This is a genomic window from Actinoalloteichus caeruleus (assembly GCF_049311605.1).
Classification (GTDB): domain Bacteria; phylum Actinomycetota; class Actinomycetes; order Mycobacteriales; family Pseudonocardiaceae; genus Actinoalloteichus_B; species Actinoalloteichus_B caeruleus.
In genome coordinates this window covers 5,318,022-5,333,172 of the sequence record NZ_CP186005.1, presented here as the reverse complement: position 1 = coordinate 5,333,172, position 15,151 = coordinate 5,318,022, and the positions used below count along the sequence as shown (strand labels likewise).

Sequence of the window (15,151 nt, the reverse complement as noted above, 5' to 3'; positions counted from 1 at the left end):
GTGCCGTCGCCGGACCGACGGTCACGAGGCGGTCTCCGTGCCACCATGGAGGCAGGGATCGAGCAGAACCGGCCGGCGGCCCGGGACAGCGCCCGCGCCCCAGCAGCCGGTGCGCCACCAGGCGAGGAGGCGAGTCACCCGATGGACGCCGTGACGTCACCACCAACCCCCTACAACGAGCCGGTCCGCAGCTACGCTCCCGGCACCGAGGAGCGGGAGAGCCTGCGGCGGAGACTGGCTGAGCTGGGCGGCACCCGCCACGAGCTCACGCAGACCATCGGCGGGGTCCAGCGCCTGGCTGGGGGGAAGTCCTTCGACGTGGTGCGGCCGCACGACCACTCCCAGGTCCTGGGGGTGAGCGCCGAGGCGACCCGGGAGGACGTGGCGGACGCGGTCCGCGCGGCCAAGGACGCGTCGGGCGCCTGGGCGGAGACCTCCTACGACGAGCGTGCCGCGGTGTTCCTGCGTGCGGCGGACCTGCTGGCCGGCCCCTGGCGGGACACCATCAACGGCGCGACGATGCTCGGGCAGTCCAAGTCGGTCCAGCAGGCCGAGATCGACGCGGCCTGCGAGTTGATCGACTTCCTCCGGTTCAACGCGCACTACGGCCGACGCATCCTGGCCGAACAACCGAGGTCGACACCCGGGGTGTGGAACCGGCTCGAGTACCGTCCTCTGGACGGGTTCGTGACGGCGATCACGCCGTTCAACTTCACCGCGATCGCGGGCAACCTGCCGACGGCGCCCGCCCTGATGGGTAACACGGTGGTCTGGAAGCCCACGCCCACCCAGCAGCTCGCCGCGCACTTCACGATGCGGGTGTTGGAGGCGGCCGGCCTGCCCCCGGGCGTGATCAACCTGGTGACGGGGCGCGGGGAGGCGGTCAGCGAGGTCGCGCTCACCGACCCGGGTCTCGGGGGCCTGCACTTCACCGGATCGACCGGTACGTTCCGCATGCTCTGGCGGACGATCGGCGAGCACCTGGACACCTACCGCGCGTACCCGCGCATCGTCGGCGAGACCGGCGGCAAGGACTTCGTGGTCGCGCACTCCTCCGCTGACCCAGCCGCCCTGGTGACGGCCCTCGTCCGGGGTGCGTTCGAGTACCAGGGGCAGAAGTGTTCCGCGGTGTCCCGCGCCTACCTGCCCCGGTCGTTGTGGGAGTCGGGTCTCCGGGAGGAGCTGGCGGACGTGACGAGGACGATCCGCTACGGCGACATCAGCGACTTCTCGAACTTCGGTGGGGCGGTGATCGACGCCCGCGCGTTCGCCAAGCACCGGGCGCTGTTCGACCGGGTGGCCGACGATCCCTCGGTCGACGTCCTCGTGGGAGGTGGGACCGACGACTCGGTCGGCTACTTCGTCGAGCCCACGGTCCTGGTCGGGACCGACCCGGGGCACGAGGTGTTCGCCACCGAGTACTTCGGCCCGATCCTCGCGGTCCACGTCTACGAGGACGGTGACTACTCGCGCGTGCTGGACCTCGTCGACGAGGCCAGCCCCTACGCCCTCACGGGCGCCGTCTTCGCCACCGACCGCTCGGCGGTGGAGCGGGCGCACCGGCGACTGCGGTTCACCGCCGGCAACTTCTACGTCAACGACAAGCCCACCGGTTCGGTGGTCAGCCAGCAGCCCTTCGGCGGGTCCCGGTCCTCGGGGACGAACGACAAGGCGGGTTCCGTCTTCAACCTGGTCAGGTGGACCAGCCCGCGCTCGGTCAAGGAGACCTTCGTGCCTCCCACCGACCACCGGTACCCGCACATGGGCTGAGCCCGTCCGCCCCACCGTCGAGTGACGGGAGGGGGCGTCCCCCCGGGTGGAGACCTAGCCTGGGACGGCCAGCGGGATCGTTGGTGGCCGGCCCCAGCGCTGGTGAGGACCCTGGAGGACGCCGTGAGCCGGATCGCCCGGGTGGTCGGACCAGCCCTGCTCGTCCTGGCGGTCGCCGCGTGCGCCGGCCGGTCCGAACCGGGTCGACACCACTCGCTGTCGGAGCTCGTCGAAGCGACGGTGGCCGCCGTCGAGGAGGCCGGCAGCGCGCGGGTGGGCGTCACGGTCGGCCACGGCGCGGATGTGCCGCCGCTGAGCGGCGATTGCCTGGTGGTCTACGCGGATCGGGAACCCGGGGTCGACTGCTTCGTCCTGGGGGGTACCGAGACAGGAAGCAGCCAGGACCGGTTCCTCGCCGTCGGGGACGGGGTGTTAGTCGAGACGGCGGAGATCGCCAGGGATCCGCACCGCCCACCCTGGCTGGCGCTCGGCCCTGGCGGGCAGTACGAGGGCCTGGCGACCACCGCCGAGCTGGTGCGGCGCGCGGTCTCGCCCGTCGGTGTGCTGCCACCCGGTGGTGACCTCGTGGCGGTGGTGGCGGAGGACGGCGACGACCCCGTGCTGCGGTACACGGTGGAGGTCGACCCGGCCTCGGCGGTGGCGGCCGCGCGCGACGAGGCGGACCGCGCCCACTACCGGGCGCTGACCGATCACGGGGTGCCCCGCGTCGTCGTCGACCTCTGGGTGGACGTCGAGGGCCTGCCGACCAGAGCCGAGGTCCGCGCCGTCACGGCTGACGGCGCCGAGCACGTGACCGAGGCGGTCTTCTCCCGGTGGGGGGAGGAGCGGGTGGCCCTCGAGCCACCGCCGGCGAGCGAGGTGGCGGAGGCTCGACGAGGGTGAGGGCCGCCCGAGGCCCGAGGCGGGATCGGGAGCGGGTGGGAACGGTCGAACGCCCGGCCGGATGATCCGGCCGGGCGTTCGGCATGTGGTCGCGGCGGCGGAACCGCCGTCCCGGGGCGCGAGACGCGGTCTCCCGGTTCCGGCGTCAGCCGGTCGGGGCGCCGGAGGGCACCTCCAGGTCGTTCGCGCTCACCGTCTCCTCCTCGGCCGGGACGGTGATGTCCACCGGCTCGCCCCAACCCGAGTAGGTGACGATCGTGGTGGTCGCCTGGTCCTCGGCGCCGGGGATCTCCTGGTCGAGGACGACCTGGACCGGCAGGTCGGCGTCGTTCAGCCAGATCTGCTGCTCGATGGTGTCGACACCCTGCTGCGCGAGCATCTGCATGGCCTGCGCCTGCATCTCGTCCTGCACGAGCTCGCCGGCCCTGGCCACGTCGAGGCTGACGGTGTAGCGGGTGGCCTGCTGGCCGTTGACCTCCTCCTCCGCGCTGTCCACGATGGAAAGGGCGTCCTCGGCCTCCTGCAACATCGCCATCGGGTTGCCCGAGGCCGCCGCCTGCTGGCCGAGCATCTGGAACATCGCCCCGGCGCCCGCGGCCTCCTCGTTCGGGTCGATCTTCAACCAGCTCTTGCCGGGCTCGAACTCCTGCCCCAGGTTGAGGTACATGATCTGGCCCACCTGCACGGACCGCACGGGGCTGGGGGAGTCGGGGACGTCCATGCTCGTGGAGCTGTCGACGGCTCCGCCGTCCTGGTACTCCATGACCCCCTCGCCGCTGATGCTCGCGCCGGCGGCCTCGCCCTCGTAGGAGAGGGTGACGGTTCCCTCGGCCATCATGGCCTCGTTCATCCGGGTCATGAGTTCCCCGGCGTCGCCGTGCTCACCGGAGCCCTCGGCGTCGCCGCCCTCCGCCTCCTGGGACGAGCCGGGAGTGGTGTCCTCCGCGGTGTCCTCCGCGTTCCCGCAACCTGCGGCCACCCCGGCCAGGGCGACGGCGAAGGCGGCGATCGTCGTCTTGCGCACTGAGAATCTCTTCCTCTCACTCCACCCGAGTGCTCTTCGTCGCCCGAGTCTTCCGAGATGGACGTACCGCGAGGGCAACGGGTTCCCACCGTCACACGATTACGTTGGTGGTTTTCCCACTTGGGTGCGGATCCAAACATGTTTCATCACGCGGAGTACGTGCGTCGGCCGCAACTCACCCTTCCGTGTCCTGGCCAGCGCGGGAGAGCAGCAATCGGCGGAGTGAGTCGAGCCTGCCCTGGGAGCCGTCCCCCTCCTCGACGTGCCGGTCGAGGTGGCAGCCGGGGTCCTCGGGGGCGCCAAGGTGGCCGCAGTGCGGGGGGCACTCCTCCGCCGCCTCGGCCAGGCCGGGGAACGCCGAGACGACGTCGTCCGCGCTGATGTGGGCGAGACCGAAGGACCTGATCCCGGGGGTGTCGACGACCCAGCCGCCGCCTTCGAGCGGCAGCGCCACCGCCGAGGTCGAGGTGTGCCGCCCCTTCCCCACCGAGCTGACCTCGCCCGTCGCCCGGCGGGCGCTGGGCACCAGGTGGTTCACCAGTGTCGACTTCCCCACCCCGGAGTGCCCCACCAGGGCGGAGACCCGGCCGGCCAGCCTCGACCGCAGCTCCGCCGGCTCGGTGTCGTGGCGGGTGACCACGACGGGCAGGTCGAGGCCCTCGTAGCCGGACAGGATGGAGTCCGGGGAGGCAAGGTCCGACTTGGTCAGGCACAGCACCGGTTCGAGCCCGCCCGCGTAGGCGGCGACGAGGCAACGGTCGATGAACCCGAGCCGGGGCGGTGGGTCGGCGAGGGCGGTGACGATGACGAGCTGGTGCGCGTTGGCCACCACGACCCGTTCGTAGGGATCGGTGTCGTCCGCGGTCCGCCGCAGCACGCTTTCCCGGTCGGAGACCCGGACGATCCTGGCCAGCGTGTCGGCGGCTCCGCTGGTGTCGCCGACCAGGCTGACGCGGTCCCCCACCACCACCGGCGTGCGTCCCAGTTCCCTGGCGCGCATCGCCGTGACGAGCTGGTCCGGATCAGCGTCCAGCGCGCAGGTCCACCGGCCCCGGTCCACACCGACGACCAGCGCCGCCACCGCGTCGGCGTGGTCGGGCCGCCGCTTGCTGCGCGGCCGCGACCCGCGCCGGTTCGGACGTACCCGGACGTCGGACTCGTCGAGCTCCCGCCAGCTGCGGCGGCTCACCCGACCACACCCTCCGTCCGCTCGGCGTCGGAGACGCCGGCTCCCCCGCCGAGCATGGCCGCCCACATGCCGGGGAAGTCGGGGATCGTCTTGCTCGTCGTGCCGATGTCCTCCACGGAGACCCCGGGCACCCGGAGGCCGATCACGGCGCCCGCGGTGGCCATGCGGTGGTCGGCGTAGGAGCGCCACCGCCCGCCGTGCAGGGGCGCCGGTTCGATCACCAACCCGTCCTCGGTCTCCCTGGCGCGCCCCCCGAGCCCGTTGATCTCGCTCACCAGCGCGGCGAGCCGGTCGGTCTCGTGGCCTCGGAGGTGCGCGACTCCCCGGATCCGGGAAGGGGTGTCCGCCAGGGCCGCCACGGCCGCGACGGTCGGGGTCAGTTCCCCGACCTCGTGCAGGTCGGCGTCGATGCCGACGAGGCGGTCCGGTCCGGTCACCGTGACTCCCCGGTCGTCCAGGACGACCTCGGCGCCCATCTCGGCCAACAGCCCCCGGAACACGTCACCCGGCTGGTGGGTCGCGGACGGCCAGTGGGCGACGGTCACGCGGCCACCGGTGACCGCGCCGGCGGCGAGGAACGGGGTGGCGTTGGAGAGGTCGGGTTCGATCTCCCACGTCCGCGCCCCGATCGGACCGGGCTCCACCCGCCACACGTCCGGCGTCCCGTCGTCCACGGTCACGCCAGCCTCGCGCAGCGCGGCCACGGTCATCACGACGTGGGGCATCGACGGCACCGGGGGGCCCGCGTGGCGGATCGTGACCCCGCGGTCGTAGCGGGCACCGGCGAGGAGCAGTCCCGAGACGAACTGGGAGGAGGCGGAGGCGTCGATGGTGACCTCACCGCCCGGCAGGTGACCGGTGGCGTTCAGGGTGAAGGGCAACCGGTCGCCCGCCACCTCGGCGCCGAGGTCGCGCAGCGCCGTCAGCACGGTCGTCATCGGGCGGACCCGGGCCCCCGGGTCGCCGTCGAAGTGGACGGGACCGTCGGCGAGGACCGCGGCAGCGGGGACGAAGCGCATCACCGTCCCCGCGAGGCCGCAGTCGATGCGCGCGCCTCCCCGCAGCGGACCCCCGGTGACCTCCCAGTCCCCGTCGTCGAGGTCGCGCACACCGATGCCCAGCGACCGCAACGCGTCCGCCATCAGGGTGGTGTCCCGGCTCCGCAGCGGGTTCCGCAGCACCGAGACCCCCTCCGCGAGGGCGGCCAGCAGCAGTGCGCGGTTGGTCAACGACTTCGAGCCGGGAACCGAGACGGTCGCACCGACGGGTCCTGCCGCGCTCGGCGCGGGCCACAGTTCTGCCATGACCCGATAATCCCGCACCACCCCTTCCCCGACCTCGACCGGCACCGGTGAGGGCCTCGCCGGGCGGAGTTCCGCCGGACCGGTGCCCGGGCAGGGGAGGGGACGTCACCGGAAGGGGGTGAGCTGACCTGGAGGTGGAGGCACCCGTCTTCACTCGTTCAGGGAAGCCTCCGTCACGCAGTGCCATGAAGTTGCGACACGAACCGCCATTGACCCTGGTCATTGGCCCTGCGAGCACGAGAGCCCTGCGTACCGTTGGACGCGGAGGGGGTGCTTCGACGTCGTTCCGACCCGTGGTGGGAACGACGAAAGGGGAACAGCGTGTGCGGAAGGTATGCCTCGACGCGGAAGCCGGCCCAGTTGGCGCGGGAGTTCGACGCGGTGGACGTCACCGGGGGCGACGCGCCCGGTCCCGACTACAACATCCAACCGACCCACCCGGTGTTAGTCATCACCGGAGCGCACCCGAACGAGTGGAATCGGTCGGTGGGGGGCCACCGGGCGGGACGCATCGTCCGGGTGATGACGTGGGGGCTGGTGCCACGCTGGGCGAAGGACCCGGCCATCGGTTCCAGGATGTTCGCCGCGCGTGTCGAGACGGTGGCGGACAAGCCGGCGTTCCGCGACGCCGCCGCCGCCCGCCGCTGCCTGCTCCCGGCCGACGGCTGGTACGAGTGGGTGCGGGGGCCGGGCCGGAAGTACCCCTTCTACTCCACGCGTTATGACGGGTCGGCGCTGGCGATCGCGGGCATCTGGTCCTCGTGGAGCGATCCGGAGCCGGGATCCACCCGCCGACTGGACACCTGCGCGGTGCTGACCACACCCGCGGTCGGACCCCTCGCCGCCATCGGCGAGCGGATGCCCCTGCTGCTGCCACCCTCGGCCTGGGATCGGTGGCTGGACACGACCGCTGACGTGGACACCGTCTCCGACCTGATGGTCCCCCCGCCGGCGGCGGAGCTGACCGCCATCGAGGTGCGGCCGGTGTCCCGCGAGGTCAACCGAGCCCAACACCACGGCCCCCGGCTCACCAGGCGCTTCGACTGGACCAGCGTGACCCCCGACTTGGACACCTCGGCACTCCTTCGGCAAGGATGATCCCCGGACCCACCGGCGACACCGGGGCGGCGCGGCCCCTCCCGTCGCCGGGACAGCGACGCGGGGAGACGAATCGCCGATGTGCGGTAGGTACGCGATCAGCCTGGATCCGGCGCGACTGGCCGCCGAGTTCGACGCGGTGGACGGTGCGGAGGGAGCCGTGGGACCGGATCACAACGTGACGCCCACCCGCCTCATCCCGATCATCGTCGAGCGGTTCCCCGTCGGGGCGGACTCCGAGGACCGCAGGCCCGCGCCGGTGCGTTCGGTGCGGGCCGTGCGCTGGGGGCTCGTCCCCCCGTGGGCACCGGATCTGACCAGCGGACCGCCCATGATCAACGCCCGTGCGGAGACCATCACCGAGAAACCCGCCTACCGGCAGGCGGTGCGCCGCCGCCGGTGCCTCGTCCCCGCCACCGGGTGGTACGAGTGGCAGCCCAACGAGTCCGGGAAGCAGCCGTTCCTCAGCGTTCGGCGGGACGGGCGCCCACTGGCGATGGCGGCGGTCTTCTCCACCTGGTGGCCCAAGGACCAGCCCAAGGAGAACACCGCACCGGTGGTGAGCTGCGCGGTGGTGACCACCGAGGCCCAGGGCGAGTTCGCCCGGGTGCACCACCGGATGCCCCTGGTGCTCGGTCGGGAGCACTGGGAGGAATGGCTCGACCCCGGGGCGGAGGAAGTCCGTCACCTGCTCGACGACCCGGCCGTCGTTCCGCTGGACGAGTTGACGATGTACCCGGTGTCCAAGGAGGTCAACAGCATGCGCAACAACGGTCCGCGCCTGGTGGATCCGGTCGAGCTGGAGGACCGCGAGCCACCGTCGCCGGCTCCTACCCTGTTCGAGGCCTGACCTCCGTGCCGGCCATGGAGGTGGAGACGCCGGTCGGCACCGCCCGGGTCGAGGTGCACGGCGCGGCCCAGGACCGGGGCGTCCTGCTGCTCGGCCACGGTGCGGGGGGCGGTACCGACAGCCCTGACCTGGTCACGGCCACGCGAGCGGCGGTGGACGCGGGGGTGCACGTGGCGGCGGTCGAACAGCCCTACCGGGTGGCCGGTCGTCGGGCGCCCGCTCCGGCCCGGCAGCTGGACGCCGCCTGGCTGGCCGTCGCCTCCGCGCTGGCGAGCGACCGCTTCCCGGAGCTGCCGCTGTTGTTCGGTGGGCGCTCGTCGGGGGCGCGCGTGGCCTGCCGCACGGCGGGTGCGGGGGGCGCGGAGGCGGTGTTGTGCCTGGCCTTCCCGGTGCATCCCCCCGGGAAGCCGGAGAAGCACCGGCTGGCGGAACTGGACGGGGTCGACGTCCCGGTGCTGGTGGTCCAGGGCGCGAGTGACCCCTTCGGCCGTCCCGAACCGGCTCCGCACCGGCAGGTGGTCCTGGTGGCGGGCAACCATTCGTTGCGCGGGGAGCAGGACCTGGTGTACCGGGCGGTCCACGAGTGGCTCGACCGGGTGCTCCGCCCCCTCGACCTCTCGGACTCGACCGCCTGAGCTCGCCCGCGCCCCCGGCACGGGGACGGGTGCCCGTCAGGCGCAGAGCGCGGCGACGGTGCCGTTGGTCAGCCTCACCAGGTCCGCCGGGGCGAGTTCGATCTCCAGGCCGCGGCGGCCACCGCTGCAGAAGATGGTCTCGAACCGTTCGGCGGAGGCGTCCAGCACCAGCGGAAGGCGCTTGCGCTGCCCGAGCGGCGAGATGCCACCGGCGACGTACCCGGTGGCCCGCTCGGCGTCGACCACCTCGGCCAGCCGTGCCCTCTTCACCCCCACGGCGGCCGCGAGCGCCTTGAGGTCCAGCTGCCTGGTCACCGGGATGACCCCCACCAGCAGGGTCCCCGCCGAGTCCGCCACCAACGTCTTGAACACCCGCTCGGGCGCGACCCCCAAGGCCTCGGCCGCTTCCAGGCCGTAGGACTCGTGCCTGGGGTCGTGGTCGTAGCCGTGGAGGGTGTGCGGCACGCCCCGCCTGCTCACCAGCGTGGTCGCCGGTGTCCCGTGTCCCGCCATGCCGGAAGGATAGGCGGGCCGGCCGAAGGGAGGACCGGGTGACCGCGGGCACCCCGGGAATGCGAGCGGCGTGGGACGCGTTGTGCGCGACGTGGTCACAGATGTCGTAACGCGCGAAAGCGGGCACGACGACGTAGGGTTGGCGGCGGTCGCCGGCCAGCGTGGTCGGCCCACGTCGAGGGTGACCGCCGGGCTGTCCGCGCGGCGGGGAAGGAGGCCGGTGACCGGAAGGTCCGAAGCCGGACGCCCCGCTGGTGAGGGCACGTCCTCGCAGGGTGGGGACCAGCCGGCGGAGAGCGCCGCCGAACGGGCGGCGCGGTTCGAACGGGACGCCATGCCGCTGCTCGACCAGCTCTACGGCGCGGCCCTGCGGATGACCAGGAACGCCGCCGACGCCGAGGACCTCGTCCAGGAGACCTTCCTCAAGGCCTACGCCGCCTTCGAGTCGTTCGCCTCCGGCACGAACCTGAAGGCGTGGTTGTACCGCATCCTGACCAACACCTACATCAACGGCTACCGCAAGAAGCAGCGGCAGCCCCAGCAACAGCCGACCGACGAGATCGCGGACTGGCAGCTGGCCCAGGCCGAGAGCCACACCTCGCAGGGGCTGCGCTCCGCCGAGGTGGAGGCGCTGGACCGGTTGCCGGACACCGCGGTCAAGGCGGCGTTGCAGGAGCTCGCCGAGGACTTCCGGATGGCCGTCTACCTCGCGGATGTCGAGGGCTTCTCCTACAAGGAGATCGCGGAGATCATGGGAACACCGATCGGAACAGTGATGTCCCGACTCCACCGAGGCCGGGCACAGCTGCGCGAGCTGCTCACGGACGTGGCGAGGGACCGTGGATTTCTCCGTTCGGGGCAGCGGGAGGTGACTGGCTCGTGAGTTGTGGCGACGCGACGACCCCGTGTCACGAGGTCCTGGGTGAGCTGTGGCTGTACCTCGACCACGAGTGCGACGAGAAGCGCCGGGAGGTGCTGCAACGGCACCTGGACGAGTGCGGGCGTTGCCTCGAGCACTTCGGGATCGAGGAACACCTGAAGGAGCTGTTGGCCCGCAAGTGCGGTAATGAGCAGGCCTCGGCCGACTTCAAGGAGCGGCTGCGCGCCTCCATCAGGGAGACGGTGCTCGCACAGGCGGAGGTGACGGTGGAGCCCGCGGCGGGCGGGGCCCGAACCGTGGAGGTCACCCTCACCAACCAGCGGGTGGACGAGGAGGCCTGACCGGCCCGGACGGCATGTCGAACGGCGACGGGGGCCCGGAGCACGCGCTCCGGGCCCCCGTCGTCGGCCTCAGGAGTTGGGCCGCTTGCCGTGGTTGGCCTTGTTCTTCTTCCGGTCACGCTTCTTGCGCGCACGCTTTCCCATGCGTTCCTCCTTCGTGGGGCCTCCACACGCCTCGCCGTGGTGGAGGAGCGACCGGTACCGCCAGGCGGAGCCGGGCGCAGGTCTACCCGTCAGTCTGACACCTGGCCCCGGATGGGCCGGCCGGGGGTTGGCCCGCGGTGATCCCCGGCCGGCCGAACCGCGGCCCGGGCGGTGTGGGGGCACGCGGGCCGCCGCGCCGACCTGGCGGAGCGGGAGCCGACCCCGCACCGGTGGGTGGGGGTGCGGGAGGGCCGAGGTGGGTAACCCGGTCCCAACGCCCGAGGCGGGCGGTCCGGGCCGAGCGTGGCGTGGCCAGGGGCGTGGTTGGATGGTCGGAGGGGACCTCCGAGCGAAGGCGGGACGGTATGGCCGAGGAGATTCGGGCCGAGATCGTGGGAAACGTGCTCCAGGTGCTGGCCACCGAGGGGCAGGCGGTCGACGACGGGGACACCCTCGTGCTCCTCGAGTCGATGAAGATGGAGATCCCGGTGCTCACGGAGATCGCGGGGACCCTCTCCCGGTTGGCGGTCGCCGAGGGAGACGTGGTCCAGGAGGGCGACCTGATCGCCGTCGTCGAGTGACGGGACGACCGTGACCGGAACCTTCTTCCTCGGACGGGGTGGTGGCCTTGTCCACGCTCAGTGACCTGCTCGCCGAACACACGACCCTGTCGGACGGAGTCGTGGACCACCTGCAGATGGTGGTGGCGGAGTGGCAGCTGCTGTCCGACCTCTCCTTCGCGGACTTCCTGCTGTGGACCCCGGTGGAGAACGCCGACGGCGAGGTCGACGACGGCCGGTTCCTGTGCGTGGCGCAGGCCCGGCCCACCACGGCGCCGACGGCGCACCCCGAGGACCTCGTGGGCGGCGTCGTCACCTCCGTCGAGCACCCCCAGCTCCGGCGAGCCGTTCTCGACGGGCGCATCTGCCGGGAGGAGGAGCCGAAGTGGCACCTCGGGGTGCCCGTGCGCCGGGAGACGATCCCGGTCCGGTACGGGAACCGGGTGGTCGCCGTGTTGAGCCGGGACACGAACCTGGCGATGCCGAGGGTCCCGAGCCCGTTGGAGATCTCCTACCTGGGCAGTGCCTCGGACCTGTGCCAGATGGTGGCCGACGGGAGTTTCCCGACGAGCGAGCCGGCCCCCGACGTGCACACCAGTCCCCGGGTCGGCGACGGCCTGATCAGGCTCGACGCCACCGGATCGGCGGTGTTCGCGAGCCCGAACGCCCTGTCGGCCTACCACCGGATGGGACACGCGGCCGACCTCCTGGGCACCCAGCTCGCGCCGCTGACCCGGGCGTTGATCTCCGATCCCTTCGACGCGACGGAGGTCGCCCAGCGCATCAGGCTGGCCGTTGACGGCCAGCCGAGCATGCGGATGGAGGCGGAGGCCCGAGGTGCCACCGTGCTCTTCCGCGCGTTGCCGCTGCGGCCCCGAGGGCAGGCGGCGGGAGCGCTGGTGCTGGTGCGTGACGTGACCGACCTGAAGCGGCGGGATCGGGCCCTGATGTCGAAGGACGCCACGATCCGTGAGATCCACCACCGGGTGAAGAACAACCTCCAGACCGTCGCCGCCCTGCTGCGCCTCCAGTCGAGGAGGATGTCCACGCCGGAGGCGCGGCAGGCGCTCCAGGAGTCGATGCGCCGCGTGACGTCGATCGCGTTGGTGCACGAAACCCTGTCGATGTCGGTGGACGAGAGGGTCGACCTCGACGACGTGATCGACCGGGTCATCCCGATGATGAGCGACGTCGCGGCCGCGGAGAGCCGGGTGGCGGTCCGCCGGGACGGCCGGTTCGGCGTCGTCCCGGCCGAACTGGCGACCCCGTTGGTGATGGTGCTGACCGAGCTGGTGCAGAACGCGATCGAGCACGCGTTCAGCCGTGGGCAGCGCGGCGACGTCTCGTTGTCGGCGAGCCGGTCGGCGAAGTGGTTGGACGTGTTGGTCAACGACAACGGCAGGGGACTACCGGCCGGCTTCTCCCTCGAACGCGCCGACGGGCTCGGACTCCAGATCGTGCGGACGTTGGTGGACTCCGAGCTCCAGGGGTCGCTGAGCCTGCGACGAGGTGAGCCGGTGGGGACGCAGGCGGTCCTGCGTGTTCCGCTCAAGCGCCGCCGTTGATGGCCGGGGCTCCTCCGGATGGCGGAGATCATTCCGCTGTCCGGGGTGACATCCCGCTACTGGGGGAACGGGCGGCGCGCCGGGGTGGGACGTCGCTCCGATGTTCGGTCCGACGTTTGTCGGGCACTCGGAATCGTCTCGATTCCCGTCGCGCATGACGGGTTCAGGGGAAGGGAAATGCCCCGAACATGAAAACGCCGAGAGCTCGGGGGCTCTCGGCGTGATCAGAGGGTTCGCGCGGCTCAGGCGTTGCTCCGTGCGCGGGTCCGGGCATTGCGCCGCTTCAGCGCGCGTCGCTCGTCCTCGCTCATTCCGCCCCAGACGCCTGCGTCCTGCCCGCTCTCCAAAGCCCAGGTCAGGCACTCGGAGGACACCGGGCACCGTCGGCAGACGGCCTTCGCCTCGGCGATCTGCAGGAGGGCGGGACCGCTGTTGCCCACGGGGAAGAACAGCTCAGGGTCCTCGTCACGGCAGGCCGCGCGGTGGCGCCAGTCCATTGTTACGTGCTCCTCGCTAGGCGCGATGCAACGCGCCGGTCGTTGTTCGGGGGTAAGTGTGGCGGGTGCTTGTGAAGGCTTTCACGTGCCTTGCCTTGTGAATGCTTTCACGAACTGGCGCAATGTCAAGGGGTTAGATCCAATCAGGTGAGGCAGCTCACCTGTAAGATCAAATTTGATCACGCTGAGTAGCTACGGGTGCGGCCAAGTCGGGGAGCTCGCTGGCCGAACCACACCCTATGGCGGTATGACACTCGCGCCCGTTGTGATTGCCCGGGAATCAGACTACTACCTGTAGGGCGTTTCGTGTTGCGGAGAACTCGATTGTGGTGTGGTGACCGAGGAAGTCGCCGTCGACCTGGAGCCCCGTCGGCCTCGCGCAGCGCACCACGACCGAGGGCACGTCGTCCACCCGCAACACCGCGCGTCCCTTGGGTTCCCGCGACGAACTGACCACCTGCCCGAGGTGTCGGAGCACGGTCGGCAGCGCGGTGGAACGAAGACCGAAGACTCCCAGGCCGCCGTCGAAGGACGCCCCGGGGTTCACGTGCAGCGGCCGGCGACCGAGGTAGGTCCAGGGGTCGGTGTTCGACACGAACGCCAGGTGGAGACCGGTGACCGGTTCCCGACCGGGGAGCGTCGCGGTCAACAGGGGGCGGCGACCGACGAGCCGGAAGTAGTTCGCCACGGCGATGCGCACGTAACGGGCGGCACTCGCCTCGCGGCCCCGCGCGCGCAGGCGCTCGACGCCGGCGATCACGTCGGCGTCCCAGCCCACCCCCGCGTTGAACGTGAACCACCTGCCGTTGGCCCGGCCGAGGCCCACCCGTCGGGACCGCCCCTCCTCGATCGCGGTGAGCAGCTGGTGCGTCGCCTCCACCGGATCCCTGGGCATGCCCAGCGCACGGGCGAACACGTTGCCCATGCCACCGGGAACCACGCCCAGCGCGGGGACGTCGTCCCGAACACCCCGGCGCAACAGACCGTTGACCACCTCGTTCACCGTGCCGTCACCGCCGAGGGCCACGACGAGATCCACGCCGTCATCCATGGCCCTCGCGGCGGCGTCCGCGGCGTGCCCCCGGTAGTCCGTCTCGGCGACCTCCAGCCGGACGGTGCTCGCCAGTGCGTGCGCGAGCACGTCCCGAACCCCGGACGTCGTGGAGGTGGCCTGCGGGTTGACCACGAGGAGCGCGCGCACGCATCGCAGGGTAGGCCAGCCCGTCGCGTGATCGCGCGTCGCCTGGCCGGGCGATCCCCAGCGCGCCCCGTGATCGCCACGCGTCCCGCGCGTCACGGGCGGCCGCGCCACGTCGACCTCGAGCTGGTCGGGGTTATCATCGGCGTTCGGAACTCCCGCCCCCCATCCCGTGAGGTGTCCCCGTGCGCTCCGAGTCGCCGCCGCGGTCCGTCCGACTCGCCGGACTTCTCGTCGCCCTCCAGGGGCTCGGGGGTCTCGGCTTCGTCGCGGTCTTCCTCACCAGGGAGATCGGCGGCGTCGGGCAGGAGACCGGCGGGAGCGGGTTCGGCCACGTCGCCTACTTCAGCCTGCTCAGCGTCGGCGTGCTCGCCATCGCCGCCGGGCTGCTGCGCGGTAAGCCGTGGGCCAGGACACCGGCGCTGTTCGTGCAGATCCTGCTGTTCGCGGTCGCCTGGTACGCCTTCGGCCCCTCCGAACAGCGGCTCGCCGGCGTCGCCCTCGGCGCCGTCTGCGTGGCGACCTTCGTCGCGCTGTGCACCATCAGGGCCCGCCTCTGGTCGGTCAACCTGACCGAGGAGGAGCTGGCACGGCGGGCCGGAGAGCCCCTCCCCGCCGGGGCCGGGCCGGGGGACGATCGTCCCGAGAACTCCTGAGCTCGTCGACCCGACCGTCGAACC

The 15,151-nt window shown here is 71.9% G+C and carries 17 protein-coding genes; 10 read left to right on the top strand and 7 right to left on the bottom strand.

All coding sequences use genetic code 11. The features are described from left to right. Window positions 1–141: 141 nt before the first annotated feature. Window positions 142–1,770, top strand: coding sequence for an L-glutamate gamma-semialdehyde dehydrogenase (gene pruA, locus ACOJVX_RS21855; protein WP_418154506.1), 1,629 nt, complete (start codon window positions 142–144; stop codon window positions 1,768–1,770). 123 nt (window positions 1,771–1,893) lie between these two features. Next, window positions 1,894–2,673, top strand: a complete 780-nt coding sequence (locus ACOJVX_RS21850; protein WP_418154495.1) for a hypothetical protein — start codon at window positions 1,894–1,896, stop codon at window positions 2,671–2,673. 145 nt (window positions 2,674–2,818) lie between these two features. Here ACOJVX_RS21850 and ACOJVX_RS21845 read toward each other — a convergent pair whose 3' ends face one another. The 3 genes from ACOJVX_RS21845 to aroA form a co-directional block, all read right to left on the bottom strand. Then, complete coding sequence (locus ACOJVX_RS21845) at window positions 2,819–3,697, bottom strand: hypothetical protein (RefSeq protein WP_026419289.1); 879 nt, start codon at window positions 3,695–3,697, stop codon at window positions 2,819–2,821. Window positions 3,698–3,872: 175 nt separating this feature from the next. Continuing rightward, window positions 3,873–4,886 carry a ribosome small subunit-dependent GTPase A gene (gene rsgA / locus ACOJVX_RS21840; RefSeq protein WP_026419288.1) on the bottom strand — a complete coding sequence of 338 codons (1,014 nt, stop codon included), beginning with the start codon at window positions 4,884–4,886 and terminating at the stop codon, window positions 3,873–3,875. Then, window positions 4,883–6,190: a 3-phosphoshikimate 1-carboxyvinyltransferase gene (gene aroA, locus ACOJVX_RS21835; RefSeq protein ID WP_030227669.1), complete on the bottom strand. Its 1,308-nt coding sequence runs from the start codon at window positions 6,188–6,190 to the stop codon at window positions 4,883–4,885. The genes rsgA and aroA overlap by 4 nt, the downstream gene beginning before the upstream one ends. 321 nt (window positions 6,191–6,511) lie before the next feature. On the opposite strand from aroA, the gene ACOJVX_RS21830 reads away from it, so the two are divergent. The 3 genes from ACOJVX_RS21830 to ACOJVX_RS21820 all read left to right on the top strand — a co-directional run bounded on the left by ACOJVX_RS21830 (window position 6,512) and on the right by ACOJVX_RS21820 (window position 8,773). Next, window positions 6,512–7,288, top strand: a complete 777-nt coding sequence (locus tag ACOJVX_RS21830) for an SOS response-associated peptidase (protein WP_422647064.1) — start codon at window positions 6,512–6,514, stop codon at window positions 7,286–7,288. Between the two features lie 79 nt (window positions 7,289–7,367). Then, on the top strand, window positions 7,368–8,138 hold the full coding sequence (locus tag ACOJVX_RS21825; RefSeq protein ID WP_418154499.1) for an SOS response-associated peptidase: 771 nt from the start codon (window positions 7,368–7,370) through the stop codon (window positions 8,136–8,138). A 14-nt stretch (window positions 8,139–8,152) separates the two neighbouring features. Continuing rightward, complete coding sequence (locus tag ACOJVX_RS21820; RefSeq protein WP_026419285.1) at window positions 8,153–8,773, top strand: alpha/beta family hydrolase; 621 nt, start codon at window positions 8,153–8,155, stop codon at window positions 8,771–8,773. 36 nt (window positions 8,774–8,809) lie between these two features. Here ACOJVX_RS21820 and ybaK read toward each other — a convergent pair whose 3' ends face one another. Then, entirely contained in the window at window positions 8,810–9,286 is a 477-nt protein-coding gene (ybaK, locus tag ACOJVX_RS21815; RefSeq protein WP_026419284.1) for a Cys-tRNA(Pro) deacylase, read from the bottom strand. A 220-nt stretch (window positions 9,287–9,506) separates the two neighbouring features. Here ybaK and ACOJVX_RS21810 point away from each other — a divergent pair, with 220 nt between their 5' ends. Together ACOJVX_RS21810 and rsrA are read left to right on the top strand one after the other, a co-directional pair. Next, window positions 9,507–10,169, top strand: a complete 663-nt coding sequence (locus ACOJVX_RS21810) for a sigma-70 family RNA polymerase sigma factor (RefSeq protein WP_026419283.1) — start codon at window positions 9,507–9,509, stop codon at window positions 10,167–10,169. Continuing rightward, window positions 10,166–10,507: a mycothiol system anti-sigma-R factor gene (gene rsrA, locus ACOJVX_RS21805; RefSeq protein ID WP_026419282.1), complete on the top strand. Its 342-nt coding sequence runs from the start codon at window positions 10,166–10,168 to the stop codon at window positions 10,505–10,507. The genes ACOJVX_RS21810 and rsrA overlap by 4 nt, the downstream gene beginning before the upstream one ends. A gap of 69 nt (window positions 10,508–10,576) precedes the next feature. On the opposite strand, the gene ACOJVX_RS21800 is transcribed toward rsrA, so the two are convergent. Beyond that, entirely contained in the window at window positions 10,577–10,651 is a 75-nt protein-coding gene (locus ACOJVX_RS21800; RefSeq protein ID WP_372493020.1) for a 50S ribosomal protein bL37, read from the bottom strand. A 365-nt stretch (window positions 10,652–11,016) separates the two neighbouring features. On the opposite strand from ACOJVX_RS21800, the gene ACOJVX_RS21795 reads away from it, so the two are divergent. Both ACOJVX_RS21795 and ACOJVX_RS21790 read left to right on the top strand, forming a co-directional pair. After that, the gene (locus tag ACOJVX_RS21795; protein ID WP_026419281.1) at window positions 11,017–11,232 is read left to right on the top strand and encodes a biotin/lipoyl-binding carrier protein; all 216 of its coding nucleotides are present in this window, start codon (window positions 11,017–11,019) and stop codon (window positions 11,230–11,232) included. Between the two features lie 47 nt (window positions 11,233–11,279). Next, the gene (locus ACOJVX_RS21790) at window positions 11,280–12,776 is read left to right on the top strand and encodes a sensor histidine kinase (protein WP_026419280.1); all 1,497 of its coding nucleotides are present in this window, start codon (window positions 11,280–11,282) and stop codon (window positions 12,774–12,776) included. Between the two features lie 242 nt (window positions 12,777–13,018). Here the strand turns inward: ACOJVX_RS21790 and ACOJVX_RS21785 are convergent, their stop codons facing one another. Further along, window positions 13,019–13,273 (bottom strand): WhiB family transcriptional regulator, encoded by a 255-nt coding sequence (locus tag ACOJVX_RS21785; RefSeq protein WP_016698240.1) that lies wholly within the window; start codon window positions 13,271–13,273, stop codon window positions 13,019–13,021. A gap of 280 nt (window positions 13,274–13,553) precedes the next feature. Next, a complete protein-coding gene (locus ACOJVX_RS21780) occupies window positions 13,554–14,474 on the bottom strand; it encodes a diacylglycerol/lipid kinase family protein (protein ID WP_026419279.1) in 921 nt (306 codons plus the stop codon). 182 nt (window positions 14,475–14,656) lie between these two features. On the opposite strand from ACOJVX_RS21780, the gene ACOJVX_RS21775 reads away from it, so the two are divergent. Next, entirely contained in the window at window positions 14,657–15,127 is a 471-nt protein-coding gene (locus tag ACOJVX_RS21775; protein WP_026419278.1) for a hypothetical protein, read from the top strand. The last annotated feature ends 24 nt before the right edge of the window (window positions 15,128–15,151 follow it).